18 protein-coding genes, 5 tRNA genes and 1 pseudogene are annotated in these 14,812 nt (G+C 34.6%); 23 read left to right on the forward strand and 1 reads right to left on the reverse strand.

From position 1 onward, the window contains the following. The first annotated feature begins 26 nt into the window (after positions 1–26). The gene (locus FYC62_RS01380) at positions 27–419 is read left to right on the forward strand and encodes a ComEA family DNA-binding protein (protein WP_149073657.1); all 393 of its coding nucleotides are present in this window, start codon (positions 27–29) and stop codon (positions 417–419) included. Beyond that, entirely contained in the window at positions 419–946 is a 528-nt protein-coding gene (locus tag FYC62_RS01385) for an adenine phosphoribosyltransferase (protein WP_149073658.1), read from the forward strand. The genes FYC62_RS01380 and FYC62_RS01385 overlap by 1 nt, the downstream gene beginning before the upstream one ends. On the opposite strand, the gene FYC62_RS01390 is transcribed toward FYC62_RS01385, so the two are convergent. Then, positions 943–1,308, reverse strand: coding sequence for a helix-turn-helix transcriptional regulator (locus tag FYC62_RS01390; RefSeq protein WP_149073659.1), 366 nt, complete (start codon positions 1,306–1,308; stop codon positions 943–945). The two genes, FYC62_RS01385 and FYC62_RS01390, sit on opposite strands and share 4 nt — an antisense overlap. A gap of 100 nt (positions 1,309–1,408) precedes the next feature. Here FYC62_RS01390 and FYC62_RS01395 point away from each other — a divergent pair, with 100 nt between their 5' ends. The 21 genes and pseudogenes from FYC62_RS01395 to rpoB all read left to right on the forward strand — a co-directional run bounded on the left by FYC62_RS01395 (position 1,409) and on the right by rpoB (position 14,809). Continuing rightward, the gene (locus FYC62_RS01395) at positions 1,409–2,353 is read left to right on the forward strand and encodes a hypothetical protein (RefSeq protein ID WP_149073660.1); all 945 of its coding nucleotides are present in this window, start codon (positions 1,409–1,411) and stop codon (positions 2,351–2,353) included. An 82-nt stretch (positions 2,354–2,435) separates the two neighbouring features. Further along, positions 2,436–2,633 (forward strand): hypothetical protein, encoded by a 198-nt coding sequence (locus FYC62_RS01400; RefSeq protein ID WP_149073661.1) that lies wholly within the window; start codon positions 2,436–2,438, stop codon positions 2,631–2,633. Between the two features lie 192 nt (positions 2,634–2,825). Next, a complete protein-coding gene (locus tag FYC62_RS01405) occupies positions 2,826–3,356 on the forward strand; it encodes a hypothetical protein (protein WP_149073662.1) in 531 nt (176 codons plus the stop codon). A gap of 58 nt (positions 3,357–3,414) precedes the next feature. Then, positions 3,415–4,101 (forward strand): outer membrane beta-barrel protein, encoded by a 687-nt coding sequence (locus tag FYC62_RS01410; protein ID WP_149073663.1) that lies wholly within the window; start codon positions 3,415–3,417, stop codon positions 4,099–4,101. Between the two features lie 27 nt (positions 4,102–4,128). Continuing rightward, the gene (locus FYC62_RS16980) at positions 4,129–4,293 is read left to right on the forward strand and encodes a hypothetical protein (RefSeq protein WP_154285962.1); all 165 of its coding nucleotides are present in this window, start codon (positions 4,129–4,131) and stop codon (positions 4,291–4,293) included. A gap of 94 nt (positions 4,294–4,387) precedes the next feature. Continuing rightward, positions 4,388–4,576, forward strand: a complete 189-nt coding sequence (gene rpsU / locus FYC62_RS01415) for a 30S ribosomal protein S21 (RefSeq protein WP_039450240.1) — start codon at positions 4,388–4,390, stop codon at positions 4,574–4,576. A gap of 82 nt (positions 4,577–4,658) precedes the next feature. After that, the gene (locus FYC62_RS01420; protein ID WP_149073664.1) at positions 4,659–5,540 is read left to right on the forward strand and encodes a tyrosine-type recombinase/integrase; all 882 of its coding nucleotides are present in this window, start codon (positions 4,659–4,661) and stop codon (positions 5,538–5,540) included. Between the two features lie 14 nt (positions 5,541–5,554). After that, complete coding sequence (gene hpf, locus FYC62_RS01425; RefSeq protein ID WP_039450244.1) at positions 5,555–5,893, forward strand: ribosome hibernation-promoting factor, HPF/YfiA family; 339 nt, start codon at positions 5,555–5,557, stop codon at positions 5,891–5,893. A gap of 170 nt (positions 5,894–6,063) precedes the next feature. Beyond that, positions 6,064–6,136 (forward strand) — tRNA-Thr (locus FYC62_RS01430). Between the two features lie 9 nt (positions 6,137–6,145). Further along, a tRNA-Tyr gene (locus tag FYC62_RS01435) sits at positions 6,146–6,225 on the forward strand. Positions 6,226–6,235: 10 nt separating this feature from the next. Further along, a tRNA-Gly gene (locus FYC62_RS01440) sits at positions 6,236–6,308 on the forward strand. A 65-nt stretch (positions 6,309–6,373) separates the two neighbouring features. Beyond that, positions 6,374–6,445: transfer RNA gene (locus tag FYC62_RS01445), tRNA-Thr, on the forward strand. 62 nt (positions 6,446–6,507) lie between these two features. Then, positions 6,508–7,695 (forward strand): elongation factor Tu, encoded by a 1,188-nt coding sequence (gene tuf / locus FYC62_RS01450; RefSeq protein WP_039450248.1) that lies wholly within the window; start codon positions 6,508–6,510, stop codon positions 7,693–7,695. Positions 7,696–7,757: 62 nt separating this feature from the next. After that, positions 7,758–7,828 (forward strand) — tRNA-Trp (locus FYC62_RS01455). 14 nt (positions 7,829–7,842) lie between these two features. Further along, positions 7,843–8,037 (forward strand): preprotein translocase subunit SecE, encoded by a 195-nt coding sequence (secE, locus tag FYC62_RS01460; RefSeq protein ID WP_026902987.1) that lies wholly within the window; start codon positions 7,843–7,845, stop codon positions 8,035–8,037. An 11-nt stretch (positions 8,038–8,048) separates the two neighbouring features. Next, positions 8,049–8,590: pseudogene (gene nusG / locus FYC62_RS01465) on the forward strand (transcription termination/antitermination protein NusG). Between the two features lie 133 nt (positions 8,591–8,723). Then, positions 8,724–9,167 carry a 50S ribosomal protein L11 gene (gene rplK, locus FYC62_RS01470; protein WP_039450255.1) on the forward strand — a complete coding sequence of 148 codons (444 nt, stop codon included), beginning with the start codon at positions 8,724–8,726 and terminating at the stop codon, positions 9,165–9,167. 22 nt (positions 9,168–9,189) lie between these two features. Beyond that, positions 9,190–9,888, forward strand: coding sequence for a 50S ribosomal protein L1 (gene rplA, locus FYC62_RS01475; protein ID WP_026902990.1), 699 nt, complete (start codon positions 9,190–9,192; stop codon positions 9,886–9,888). 4 nt (positions 9,889–9,892) lie between these two features. Beyond that, positions 9,893–10,411, forward strand: a complete 519-nt coding sequence (gene rplJ, locus FYC62_RS01480) for a 50S ribosomal protein L10 (RefSeq protein ID WP_039450259.1) — start codon at positions 9,893–9,895, stop codon at positions 10,409–10,411. A 60-nt stretch (positions 10,412–10,471) separates the two neighbouring features. Further along, on the forward strand, positions 10,472–10,849 hold the full coding sequence (gene rplL / locus FYC62_RS01485) for a 50S ribosomal protein L7/L12 (RefSeq protein WP_026902992.1): 378 nt from the start codon (positions 10,472–10,474) through the stop codon (positions 10,847–10,849). Between the two features lie 159 nt (positions 10,850–11,008). Continuing rightward, the gene (gene rpoB / locus FYC62_RS01490; RefSeq protein WP_039450263.1) at positions 11,009–14,809 is read left to right on the forward strand and encodes a DNA-directed RNA polymerase subunit beta; all 3,801 of its coding nucleotides are present in this window, start codon (positions 11,009–11,011) and stop codon (positions 14,807–14,809) included. Positions 14,810–14,812 lie beyond the last annotated feature (3 nt).

Consider the following 14,812-nt stretch of genomic DNA (forward strand, 5'->3'; position numbering starts at 1 on the left):
AGTCTTTCCCTAAAAAAGCTTTGATTATGGTTGATGTAAACGATGCAGATTCATTACAGCTATTAAACATCAAAGGAATAGGACCTGCATTTGCATCTAGAATTATCAAATACAGAAATAGGTTAGGCGGTTTTATCAGAAAAGAGCAATTATTGGAAGTTTATGGACTAGATTCTGTTAAATATGCACAAATAGAAAATCAGATTTTGGTAGATAAAGAGAAAATTACACCTATCCATATCAATACAGCTGAATTTGCAGATCTGAAGAGGTTTCCATACCTGTCTTATAAACAAATGAACGCTATTATCGCTTATCGTAAGCAGCATGGGGTTTATAAATCTATTACAGATTTAAGTAAAATCCACATCTTAAATCCCGAAATAATCAGTAAAATTGCTCCTTATATCCAACTCTAATGATAGAACAACAAATTAAGGAAACCGTAAGGGATGTTATGGATTTTCCGAAGCCCGGTATCGTTTTTAAAGACATTACGCCTATTCTAAAAAATCAAGAATTATGCACTCAAATTATTGATGCTTTTGTAGAACGATTATCCGGACTAGCATTTGATGCCATAGCAGGAATAGAAAGTAGGGGCTTTTTATTTGGATTGATGCTGGCTAATAGGTTAAATAAGCCTTTTATTCCCATTAGAAAAGCAGGTAAACTGCCTTATAAAACTGTAAAACAAAGCTATAACTTAGAATATGGCTCTGCTACCATAGAAATGCATGAAGATGCTTTTGAACCAGGAACCAAAATCTTAATTCATGATGACTTATTAGCCACTGGAGGAACCGTTGAAGCTACCTCTTTACTGATACAAAAAATGAAAGGCGAGATAGCTGGTTTTTCATTCATCATTAGCCTAGACTTTTTAAAAGGTAAGGATTTAATTAAGCCTTATGCTGATAAAGTGGTGGCTTTGGCCGAGTATTAAAATCTTGTTTTTAATGAAGCATTTCTAACAGATTTATCCATGCTTATTATAAATTGGTCTTCTAAATTATTTCCTATAGCATAATTTCTTTTTGCTACTCTAATAATAGCTCTCACGACTTGAGGAAGCCAATCTGTGGTATTATTTTCTAATAACTCGTCTGCTAGAACTAATATTTGGTAAGGTTTAATATTAAATATTTGAGAAATCTTTATTAATTTTTCGGTATTAATATCGGTTCTTCCTTTTTCAATATTTGCATAAGAGTTAACGGTTAAACCAAGTTTATAAGCCATGAATTCTTGTTTCAAAGCACTTTCTTTTCTGAAAATACTTGTGATAATTCCAATTTCTTTTTTCATAATAGATAAGATGTGCCAAATATAATAACCTAAATTAAATTTAGGGTGAAAAAAATGTGAAAGATTGAAGTGTTAAGTAGTTTTGTAAAAAAAAATAATTATGAAAAAACATCAACTTAAAATCACCTTCTTAATTATCTTTTTTATTTCTATTATAGGTTGTAAAAGAGATAATATTACTACTCCTGAAAACAAATTAGAATCCACAGGACGACTCAAATTCAGTACCAATGATGAGTTTAGAAGTTTTATGGAAATTTTAAATCAAAAAAGTGAAACTCAATTAGATGAAACTGTAAGTAAATATGCAAATAGAGAAAACTTCAATTCATTTTATAAATTACAAAAAGTTATTAGTCAGAGGAAAACTTCTATCCTAAATCTAGAAGAAGTTAATGATACCTCAGAGCCGTTTGAAGATTTAGTACCAGATCCATATTTTGCTAGTGTGCTAGATAGTAATTTGGAGTTAAGTGTTGAGGGTATAATTTATAAAGTTACCTCTTTCGGCACTTTTATAGTTCAGACAGAAAAATATGATAGACTATTACTTTTACTTTCAAATTATAAATATTCAAAGAATATAAATTTTAAAAGTCATATCTTTTTTAGTCAAGAGATAGATAAGGATTTTTATAAAATCGAAGATGGAATTATCTTATTAGATACATACAGAAGAGTAGAATCAAAAGAGAATGATGTAATTAGTTCGCTGATTTACAATGTTAAAAGGGATAATATAACTACTAGTGATACAGGCACAGATGATTGGATTTATCAAAATTTACCGACGATTCACTTCGGAGCAAAAACATTAGCAGGAAAATTATTTGAAGAATTACGTGGTAGAGAGGAAATTTACACAGAAAACTTCGAATTAAAGAGAAGAGTCAGAGTGAATTTTTATTGTGCTTCATGGGGCGTTTATTCTGCTGTAGGAGCTTCTGTAAAAATGCAGAAGAAAAATTGGATTGGATGGTCTGAAACTGCTGCAAATGAATTAAGGTTAGGTTGGGTTAGAGTATTATTTAGGTCAATTACCTAATAATAATGGGGCTTTACCACATCCCACATATCAAAGATTTACTCCTGTGGATCTTCCAAAATTGACTAAACAATATGTGGAAGTGGATTTATTAGGGTATCCTTTTACTTTTGATAGGAATAAACAACTACAGGTGGGAATAAAAGAACTTTTTGATTTTGCTAGCGTAAAAATTCCTTCTTTATACCCAAAGAAAGAAAATGTAAACTATGCTTTTAAAGTGTGGTCTGATTTTACCAAAAAAGTATATCTTTCGTTCAAGAAAGAGATGAAATTATAGCTTATAATGCAGAAAGTTTATCAAAAGTATTTGATTGGGCCGTTGGAGCGAAAATTACTTCCGATTTCACAAGTATTAATGTAGGTTATGCGCCACTCGACTTTACACTAGAGAATGCTTCTGTGTTTGGAGTTGCAAAATACGGTAACTCTTGGAGAGGGGCTAGAATAGTTGCACAATTAAAATAATTATATGAGACAAATCCTTTTAACTTTTATGGCCATTATTATATCAAGTAGTATTAGCGCCCAAGACCTTTCTAGAAAAGGCTTTTTTAACAAAACAAAATTAGGCGTAGCCATACGAACCAATACAACTCCACCTTATTCTGGTATTTTTGGAGATGAAGGTAATGGTACAGAAATTACAACTATAAATGGTTGGCATTTAAACCAGCATATTTCTTTGGGTTTAGGTATAAGTGCATCTACTTATATCAATCCAACTTTATCATCATATCCTATATTTGTAAATACACATTACTATTTTAAAGAAAGCTTTAAAACGCCTTATACTTTTGCAAATTTAGGCTATGGCATTACATCTAACAGATATAATGGAGGCTTACTATACGAGATAGGTGCAGGCTACAATCTTAAATTAGGGAAGAAAACAGCCCTAACACCAGAAATATCTTATAAATATCAAGATTTTAGATATAAAACATCTGATGGTAAAATAGCTTTAAGCTCCATAGCATTAGGTATAGGTATGCTGTTTTAAACTTCAATGATTTAGTAGAGCGTTTAAGTATTAACAGCTTAAACGCTTTTTGCAACCTATGAAATCTAAAATAATTATTGCCACTTTGTTTGTTTTACTCTTAAACAAAAGTGCTCAAGCGCAGCATTATTTTTATACACATCTAAAAGTTCCATTTTTTGAATATTTAAATAAGTCAAATAAAGGGCGGCCCGACAGAAATACTGATGGAATAGCTTTAAATGCAGGCTATGCTATCCAGTTAATGCCCGATTTTTACCTAGAAACAGGTATTGATTATTTATTAGGAAACTCTTTAACCAATAAAAGCTACACCGATAATACTTTAACAGAATTAAAATCAGAAACAAGTCTGAGCAATCAAGCATTTTCTTTCCAAATAAGACCTACCTATAAAATTTCTATAAATGTGGATGATCAAACCTATTTGGCGCTAGCTTGTGGATTAAATTACCAAAAGCTCTATACAGATGCTTCTTTTAATACGTATGCTAAGAATAGTCATAACCAAACAAGTACCCAAGAAAAGCAAGCGACTGCTAAAAGCAACTTCTATTTAGCGCTAGAGCCTAAATTGGCTTTAGAATTTAAAACAGAAAAGAAAATAGCTTATCGTTTTGGATTTAATTATACCCGTATAAATTGGGATAGAACTATCCAGAAGCTAAATTTTAATGATGTAGCTTATCAACAACCCAAGCACAAAACCTCTACCATTTTCTTTTTTGGAGGTTTTGTGTTTTAAAATTATATTTATCAAATATCATCAAAAATGAAATTTATGAAAAACATCACCAAAAGAGACTTGAAAGCCTTTTTATTAGGCTTTGCAACAATGCTTTTAATTGAGCTAGCTTTAAATTGGGGCGATTTGGAACGAGGTTTTAAAGATGGTTACAATGGTGGTAAACCCTATCCTAAAGAGATTGATAAATAGCGTTTTAAATAAATCATTTTAAACTTGCAAAATACAAAGTCACTCGCTACCTTTGCAGTCCATTAAAAGTGAATAGAAGGGTGGTATTTAAAAAATGATTATTATCAACGTAAAAGACGGAGAATCAATTGATAGAGCTTTAAAGCGCTTCAAGAAGAAATTCGAAAAAACAGGTGTTTTAAGAGAACTTCGTAGTCGACAAGCTTTCGAGAAAAAATCGGTAGCTAGAAGAATGGAAGTTAAACACGCTATTTACAAGCAAGGCTTAAATTTAGAATCTTAATAAATAATATTTTCTTATAAGATTCTTACATTATATAAAAACTATTTGTATATTCAGTTTTGAATAAAACAAATAGTTTTTTATGTTTTTAGAGCGTTTTTTCAATTATCTACAGTATGAAAAAAGGTATTCCCAGCATACCTTAACCGCTTATAAAAACGATTTACTTCAATTTGAAAATTTCCTAACAGAATTTGAGTCAGATTTTCTAACCGTTAATCACCAGCAAATAAGAACATGGATGATTACCTTGTTAGATGATGGTATAGAAGCCAGATCTGTCAATAGAAAAATATCTACTTTAAGAGCTTTTTACAAATTCTTGGTCAAAGAAGAAATACTTGCCATTAACCCTGTTTTAAAAGTACAAGCACCAAAAGTTGCTAAGAAGCTGCCAGCTTTTGTAGAAGAGGCTAAGCTTATTACTTTACTAGATAGCGCTAGTGTTTTTGAAAGTGGTTTTGTGGGTGTTAGAGATAAATTAATCCTAGAATTATTATTTGGTACTGGCATACGCTTAAGCGAGCTTCTAGGTTTAACCATCAGTGCTATAGATTTAAACAGCCAAACCATTAAAGTTCTAGGTAAAAGAAATAAAGAAAGAATAGTTCCCATCAACCATTCCCTAGTAAATCAAATAAAAGATTATTTAAGAGAAAGATTGGTTGTTATTACAGATACGAATATGACATCCTTTATCGTTACAGAAAAGGGAGAACAAGCTTATGCAAAACTAATTTATAGAATTGTGCATCGTTATTTAAGTTTAGTAACCACTCAAGACAAAAAAAGTCCGCACTTATTAAGGCATAGCTATGCAACCTCCTTATTAAACCATGGTGCAGATATTAATGCTATAAAGGAATTATTAGGGCATGCAAGTTTGGCTGCTACACAAGTATACACGCATAATTCTATAGAGAGAATCAAAACAATTTATAAACAAGCCCATCCAAAGGCTTAAAAACAGGAGGTAAAATGAAAATCGGAGTTCAATCCATTCACTTCAATGCCGACAAAGATTTATTGGCATTCATTCAGAAAAAAGCAAACAAACTAGATTTGTTTTTCGACCAGATTATTGGGGGAGATGTTTATCTAAAACTAGATAATGTCTCGGATGAAGCTAATAAAATAGCGGAAATTAAGCTGATGATACCTGGGAACACTTTATTTGCCAAGGAGCAATGTAAAAGTTTTGAAGAAGCAACAGATTTAGCAATTGAATCTCTGCGTAAGCAAATTCATAAGCATAAAGAGAAAATTAAAGCTCATGAGAGTAATCATAAACAAATTATTTCTCAAGCTATAAATTAGCTATATAATTCATTATCAATAGCCTTGTAAGGCACTTAATCGATGATTCAAAAAATCATCGATTTTTTTTTAAAAAAAATTTTGTTCGAATAGTAATTTTTGTACTTTTGCAGTCCCTCAAGCACAGGTCTTCTGGGATAAAAAAATAAAGTTCTTTAATTTCAACAAAAGCCTCCTTAGCTCAGCTGGTAGAGCAACTGACTTGTAATCAGTAGGTCATTGGTTCGATTCCGATAGGAGGCTCTTTAGTGCGGGGGTATCGCATAGCGGCAATTGCGGCGGACTGTAAATCCGCTCCTTCGGGTTCAGTGGTTCGAGTCCACTTACCCCCACAAGTAACAAGCGGAAGTAGCTCAGTTGGTAGAGCGATAGCCTTCCAAGCTATAGGTCGCGAGTTCGAACCTCGTCTTCCGCTCACTTATTAAAAAAATGATATAGCCGCCTGTTTTATAAATTAGGCAGGGCTTTTTTTGTTTAAAAGCCGATGTAGCTCAGCGGTAGAGCACTTCCTTGGTAAGGAAGAGGTCATGGGTTCAAGTCCCATCATTGGCTCGATAAGATATAGATTAAGAAAATAAAGTATATAAAATTAACCTACTAATAAGTATAAAATCATGGCAAAAGAAAAATTTGACCGTAGTAAACCACACTTAAACATCGGTACAATCGGTCACGTTGACCACGGTAAAACTACATTAACTGCAGCTATAACTAAAGTATTAGCTGATGCAGGTTTATCTGAGGCTCGTTCATTTGATTCAATTGACTCTGCTCCTGAAGAAAAAGAAAGAGGTATCACTATTAATACTGCACACGTAGAGTATTCTACTGCTAACCGTCACTATGCACACGTTGACTGTCCAGGTCACGCGGATTACGTGAAAAACATGGTTACAGGTGCTGCTCAAATGGATGGTGCTATCCTTGTTGTTGCTTCAACAGATGGTCCAATGCCACAAACTCGTGAGCACATTCTTTTAGCTCGTCAGGTTGGTGTACCAGCTCTTGTTGTTTTCATGAACAAAGTAGATATGGTTGACGATCCAGAGTTATTAGAACTTGTTGAAATGGAAATCCGTGAGTTATTATCTTTCTATGATTTCCCTGGTGATGACATTCCTGTAATCCAAGGTTCTGCTTTAGGTGGGTTAAATGGTGATGCTAATTGGGTTGGTAAAATCATGGAATTAATGGATGCAGTAGATAACTTCATTCCAATTCCACCAAGATTAACTGAACTTCCTTTCTTAATGCCTGTTGAAGACGTATTCTCTATCACTGGTCGTGGTACTGTTGCAACTGGTCGTATAGAAAGAGGTGTTATCAACTCTGGTGAGCAAGTGGATATCTTAGGTATGGGTGCTGAGAACTTAAAATCTACAGTTACTGGTGTTGAGATGTTCCGTAAAATATTAGATAGAGGTGAAGCTGGTGATAACGTAGGTTTATTATTACGTGGTATTGAGAAAACTGATATCCGTCGTGGTATGGTTATCTGTAAACCAGGTTCAGTAACTCCTCACACAGATTTCAAAGCTGAGGTTTACGTATTATCAAAAGCAGAAGGTGGACGTCACACGCCATTCTTTAACAAATACCGTCCTCAATTCTATTTCCGTACAACAGACGTAACTGGTGAAATCACCTTACAAGAAGGTGTAGAAATGGTTATGCCTGGTGATAACGTAACAATCAACGTTAAATTGATTAACGCTATCGCAATGGAAAAAGGTCTACGTTTCGCTATCCGTGAAGGTGGTAGAACAGTAGGTGCTGGTCAGGTAACTGAAATTGTAGCTTAATTTTAAGCACTATAAATATTCGAAAGCTAAGGTATTTATTGCCTTAGCTTTCTTTAACAAAAACGGGAATAGTTCAACGGTAGAATAGAGGTCTCCAAAACCTTTGATCAGGGTTCGAATCCTTGTTCCCGTGCTAAAGCAATACAAATGGCTAATTTTGCAGAATATATTAAAGAATCTTACACAGAGCTTACTGAAAAAGTAACTTGGCCAACTTGGGGTGAATTGCAGAACAGTGCTATCATAACCTTAGTGGCTTCTCTTATCATTGCATTGATTATTTTTGCAATGGATGAGTCTGCGGGTAATCTGATTAAATTAATTTATAAGTCATTCGTATAATATAATCAAAGATGAGCGACCAACTAAAGTGGTATGTAGTAAGAGCGGTAAGTGGGAAAGAGAAAAAGTTAAGCAATACATAGATGCTGAAATCAGCCGTTTAGAGCTTACTCATTTGGTTCCTCAGGTTTTAATACCTATGGAGAAATACTATCAGATGCGTGATGGTAAGAAAATCGCTAAAGAAAGAAACTACTACCCAGGGTATGTTTTAATAGAAGCTGCTTTAAATGCAGAATTAGAACTAATCATCAAAAATGTAAATAGTGTTATTGGCTTCTTAGGAGATAAAAGCGGAAACGCAGTCCCTCTAAGACCAGCAGAAGTTAACCGTATCTTGGGTAAGGTTGATGAGATGGCACAACAAGGTGAGATGATTAATATTCCTTATTACGTGGGTGAAAATATCAAAGTAATGGATGGTCCTTTCAATGGCTTCTCTGGAGTTATTGAAGAGGTAAATGAGGAAAAGAAAAAATTAAAAGTTATGGTTAAGATTTTTGGAAGAAGAACTCCTCTAGAACTTAACTATATGCAAGTAGAAAAAGAGTAAAGTTATGTGCAATTAGGTAGAGCGAATTTCGCAATACGCTATACGCAATCTCTATACTTATTAGAAAATGGATATGAGCTCAACAGAAGAATGCTTCCACATTAATTAACGTTGAGAAATAAATAAATAGAAAATGGCAAAAGTAGTCAGTGCGTTAATCAAATTACAAATCAAGGGTGGCGCTGCAAATCCATCACCTCCAGTTGGTCCAGCATTGGGAGCAAAAGGGGTGAACATTATGGAGTTTTGCAAGCAATTTAATGCTCGTACCCAAGATAAACCAGGGAAAGTTCTTCCGGTTGTAATTACTGTTTACGCAGACAAATCTTTCGATTTTATCATCAAAACTCCACCAGTAGCTATCCAGTTAATGGAAGTTACGAGTATTAAAAGTGGATCTGCAGAACCTAACCGTAAAAAAGTTGCTAGCGTAACTTGGGATCAGGTAGAGGTTATTGCAAAAGATAAAATGCCGGATTTGAATGCATTCACAGTAGAATCAGCAATGAGAATGGTAGCTGGTACCGCCCGTAGTATGGGTATAAACGTTACAGGAAACGCTCCCTGGAACAATTAATTAAACAACAAAGTTAAAGACAGTGGCTAGATTAACAAAAAATCAAAAGACGGCACTTTCCAAACTTGAAGCTGGTAAAGCTTACTCTTTAAAGGAGGCAGCTAACCTGGTTAAAGATATCACAACAACTAAATTTGATGCATCAGTTGATATTGATGTACGTTTAGGTGTTGATCCACGTAAAGCCAATCAAATGGTTCGTGGTATTGCTACTTTACCACACGGTACCGGTAAGACAGTACGCGTTTTAGCATTAGTAACTCCTGATAAGGAAGAAGAAGCTAAAGCTGCAGGTGCTGATCACGTAGGTTTGGACGAGTATATTGCTAAGATTGAGAGTGGTTGGACAGATATCGATATTATTATTACTACTCCTAGCTGTATGGCTAAAGTTGGTAAACTAGGTCGTATTTTAGGTCCACGTAACTTAATGCCTAACCCTAAGTCAGGTACTGTAACCCAAGAAGTTGGTAAAGCAGTTGCTGATGTTAAAGGTGGTAAAATCGACTTTAAAGTTGATAAAACAGGTATTATCCATTGCTCAATAGGTAAAGTATCTTTCCCTGCTGATAAAATTTATGATAATGCTTTGGAGGTTCTTCAAATCATTTCAAAATTGAAACCATCAGCTGCTAAAGGAACATATTTCAAGAGTATTCATTTATCTTCAACTATGTCTCCTGGAATTGAAATTGAAACTAAAACAGTAGCGGGAATTTAAGATTATGAGAAAAGAAGAAAAACACGAAGTTGTTTCTGCTTTAGCTGAACAAATGAAAGAGTACGGTAATTTCTATATTACTGATACTTCTGATTTAACAGTGGCAAAAATCAATAATATTCGCCGCAAATGTTTTGAGAACGAAATTGGCATTCAGGTTGTAAAAAACACACTTATCAAAAAAGCTTTAGAGCAATTAGATGGTGATGTTGCACCTTTATTCGATGTTCTTAAAGGTTCATCTTCTGTGATGTTTTCTACAACAGGAAACGCACCTGCAAAGCTTATCAAAGCTTTAAGAAAAGAAGGTGATAAACCAGTTTTAAAAGCAGCATATATTGATTTCACTGCATTTATCGGAGATAATCAATTAGACGCTCTAGTTAATCTTAAATCTAGAGAAGAGCTTATTGGAGATATCATCGGTTTATTACAGTCACCAGCGAAGAATGTTGTTTCAGCACTTCAATCTGGAGGAAACAAATTGGCAGGAATTGTCAAAACTTTACAAGAAAGAGGTTAACCAGATACCTAAAATTTGGAATTAGTATAACAAAAAGTAAAATTTTAAAAATTAAATATAATGGCAGATTTAAAAGCGTTTGCTGAGCAGTTAGTAAACTTATCAGTTAAAGAAGTAAACGAATTAGCTCAAATTTTAAAAGATGAGTATGGTATTGAGCCTGCTGCTGCTGTTGCAGTTGCTGGTCCTGCTGCTGCTGGTGATGCACCTGCTGCTGCTGAAGAGAAAACATCTTTTGATGTAATCTTGAAAGATGCTGGTGGTCAGAAATTAGCAGTTGTTAAATTAGTTAAAGACTTAACTGGTTTAGGCTTAAAAGAAGCAAAAGACTTAGTTGACGGTGCACCTAAAGAATTAAAAGCTGGTGTTGCTAAAGACGAAGCTGAAGCTCTTAAAAAACAATTAGAAGAAGCAGGAGCTGTTGTTGAGATTAAATAATTAGAATCTCTCTACAAAATATAGCCTTAGACTCCCTCCGTTTAAAAACGGATTGGAGTCTATGGCTTTTGGTGTATATCACCAATCTTAATGAAAATACTGAATGGTTGTTCAGTATTAATCGAATTTTCGGTTTAGTTTAACTAAAATTTTAGACCCTTGGCAAACAAAAGCAATCAAAGGATAAACTTTGCTCAAAGTAAGCATGTAATTGATTATCCTGATTTTCTGGATGTTCAAATCCAATCGTTCAAGGAATTCTTTCAGTTAGAAACCACTTCAGATAACCGTCATACAGAAGGTTTATTTAAAGTTTTTGCTGAAAACTTTCCGATCTCAGACTCGAGAAACATATTTGTTTTAGAATTTCTGGATTACTTTATTGATCCACCTCGTTATGATATACAAGAGTGTATTGAGCGTGGATTAACTTATAGTGTACCTCTTAAGGCAAAATTAAGATTGTCTTGTAATGATGAGGAACACGAAGATTTTGAAACAATTGTTCAGGATGTTTATTTAGGAACTATTCCTTACATGACACCTAAAGGAACTTTTGTTATCAATGGTGCAGAGCGTGTAATTGTTTCTCAACTACACCGTTCACCAGGTGTGTTTTTCGGTGTAAGTCGTCATACAAACGGTAGTAAATTATACTCAGCTCGTGTTATCCCTTTCAAAGGTTCATGGATAGAGTTTGCTACAGACGTTAACAATGTGATGTATGCTTACATAGACCGTAAAAAGAAATTCCCTGTAACTACGCTTTTAAGAGCAATTGGTTATGATTCTGATAAAGATATCTTAGAATTATTCGACTTAGCTGATGAAGTTAAGGTTAGCAAATCAGGACTTAAAAAATATGTAGGTCGTAAACTTGCTGCAAGAGTTCTTAAGAAATGGGTAGAAGATTTTGTGGATGAAGATACAGGTGAAGTTGTTTCTATTGATAGAAATGAAATTATTCTTGAAAGAGAAACCATTTTAGAAGATGATCATATCGATATGATTGTTGATGCTGGCGTTAAAACTTTAATTCTTTCTAAAGAAGATAGCAACAGCGGAGACTATACTATCATTTATAATACTTTACAAAAAGATACCTCTAACTCTGCTAAAGAAGCGGTAGAACATATCTACAGACAATTACGTAACGCAGAACCACCTGATGAGGAAACCGCTCGTGGTATCATAGATCGTTTATTCTTCTCAGATAAACGTTATGATTTAGGCGACGTTGGTCGTTACCGTATCAATCGTAAGTTAAAATTAGATACTCCTGTGGAGACTAAAGTTTTAACTAAGATGGATATCATTGCGATTGTTAAATACTTGATCAAATTAATTAACTCTAAAGAGGATGTTGATGATATCGATCACTTATCTAACCGTCGTGTTCGTACTGTTGGTGAGCAACTTTATGCTCAGTTTGGTGTAGGTTTATCAAGAATGGCAAGAACCATTCGTGAGCGTATGAATATCCGTGACAACGAGGTATTTACGCCAACTGATTTGATTAATGCTCGTACCCTATCTTCAGTAATCAATTCTTTCTTTGGAACTAACCAGTTATCTCAATTCATGGATCAAACCAATCCATTGGCTGAGATTACTCACAAACGTCGTTTATCGGCTTTAGGTCCTGGTGGTTTATCAAGAGAGAGAGCTGGTTTTGAGGTTCGTGACGTTCACTATACCCACTATGGTCGTTTGTGTACCATTGAAACTCCAGAGGGACCAAACATTGGTTTGATTTCTTCTCTTTGTGTGCATGCTAAAATTAATAACCTTGGATTTATTGAAACGCCTTACCGTAAAGTTGTTAACGGTAAAGTAGATGTAGGCCAGCCTGTTATTTATTTAAGTGCAGAAGATGAAGACGGTATGACCATCGCTCAGGCAAACGCTCAATACGATGAAAAAGGAAATTATGCTGATGATAAAGTAAAAGCAAGATATGAGGGTGACTTCCCGGTAATTGAGCCAGAAAAGCTAGATTATATGGACGTATCTCCTAATCAGATTACTTCAATCGCAGCGTCATTAATTCCTTTCTTAGAACATGATGATGCGAATAGAGCTTTGATGGGATCAAACATGCAACGTCAAGCTGTTCCTTTATTACGTCCAGAAGCTCCTGTAGTAGGTACAGGTTTAGAAGGTCGTGTTGCTCGTGATTCAAGAACATTGATCAATGCAGAAGGTAATGGTGTTGTTGAGTATGTTGATGCTAATAAGATTACCATAAAATATGATAGAACAGAAGATGATACTTTAGTTTCATTTGATGGAGAATCTAAATCATACAACTTAATTAAGTTTAAGAAAACCAACCAAAGTACTTGTATCAACTTAAAGCCAATTGTTAAAAAAGGCCAAAGAGTTGAAAAAGGTCAAGTTCTTTGCGAAGGTTATGCTACACAAGATGGTGAATTAGCCCTTGGAAGAAACTTAAAAGTTGCTTTCATGCCTTGGCAAGGTTACAACTTTGAGGATGCTATTGTAATCTCTGAAAGAGTTGTTTCTCAGGATATCTTTACTTCTCTTCATATTGAAGAATTTGAATTAGAAGTTCGTGATACTAAACGTGGTGAAGAGGAGTTAACTCCAGATATCCCTAACGTTTCTGAAGAAGCTACTAAAGATTTAGATGAAAATGGTATCATTAGAGTAGGTGCTGAAGTTAAAGAAGGTGATATCCTTATAGGTAAAATCACCCCTAAAGGAGAGTCTGATCCTTCACCAGAAGAGAAACTTTTAAGAGCAATCTTTGGAGATAAAGCTGGTGATGTTAAAGATGCATCTTTAAAAACTCCACCATCAATTAACGGTGTTGTTATTGATACTAAATTATTCTCAAGAGCTAAGAAAACTTCTAAAGCAGAAGAGAAAGCTCAGTTAGATAAATTAGAAGCAAGACACGAAAAAGCTGTAAGAGAACTACGTGAGGCCTTAGTAGAGAAATTATTTACTATCGTAAATGGTAAAACTTCTCAAGGTGTTTACAATGTTTACAAAGAGCTTTTAATAGCTAAAGGCGTTAAGTTTACTCAGAAATTGTTAATGGAATTGGATTATAATCATATTAATCCAACTAAATGGACAACTGATGAGGACAAAAACGAATTGATAAAAGCGCTTTTACATAACTTCAATATTAAAGTTAACGAAGAATTAGGTGCTTACCGCAGAGATAAATTTGCTATCAGTGTGGGTGATGAGCTTCCTTCAGGTATCGTTCAAATGGCGAAAGTTTATGTTGCTAAAAAACGTAAATTAAAAGTTGGTGATAAAATGGCTGGTCGTCACGGTAATAAGGGTATTGTTGCTCGTATCGTTCGTGATGAAGACATGCCTTTCCTTTCTGATGGAACTCCGGTGGATATCGTGTTAAACCCATTAGGTGTACCTTCTCGTATGAACCTTGGACAGATTTACGAAACTGTATTAGGTTGGGCAGGTAAAGAATTAGGATTGAAATTTGCAACTCCAATTTTTGATGGTGCATCTCATGATGAGGTTGAACATTACGTAAAAGAAGCTGGTGTACCAGAATCAGGAAGAACATACTTATACAATGGCTTAACCGGGGAGCGTTTTGACCAACCAACAACCGTAGGTATCATCTATATGTTGAAACTAGGTCACATGGTTGATGATAAAATGCATGCTCGTTCAATAGGACCATACTCATTAATTACACAACAACCATTAGGTGGTAAAGCACAATTTGGTGGTCAGCGTTTTGGTGAGATGGAGGTTTGGGCACTTGAAGCGTTTGGTGCTGCTAACATTCTACAAGAGATATTAACAGTTAAATCTGATGATGTTGTAGGAAGAGCAAAAACTTACGAAGCAATTGTTAAAGGTGAAAATCTTCCAACTCCAGGCGTTCCAGAATCATTCAACGTATTGGTTCATGAACTAAGAGGATTAGGTTTAGATATTACATTAGACTAATAA

The organism is Pedobacter aquae, assembly GCF_008195825.1.
Taxonomy (GTDB): domain Bacteria; phylum Bacteroidota; class Bacteroidia; order Sphingobacteriales; family Sphingobacteriaceae; genus Pseudopedobacter; species Pseudopedobacter aquae.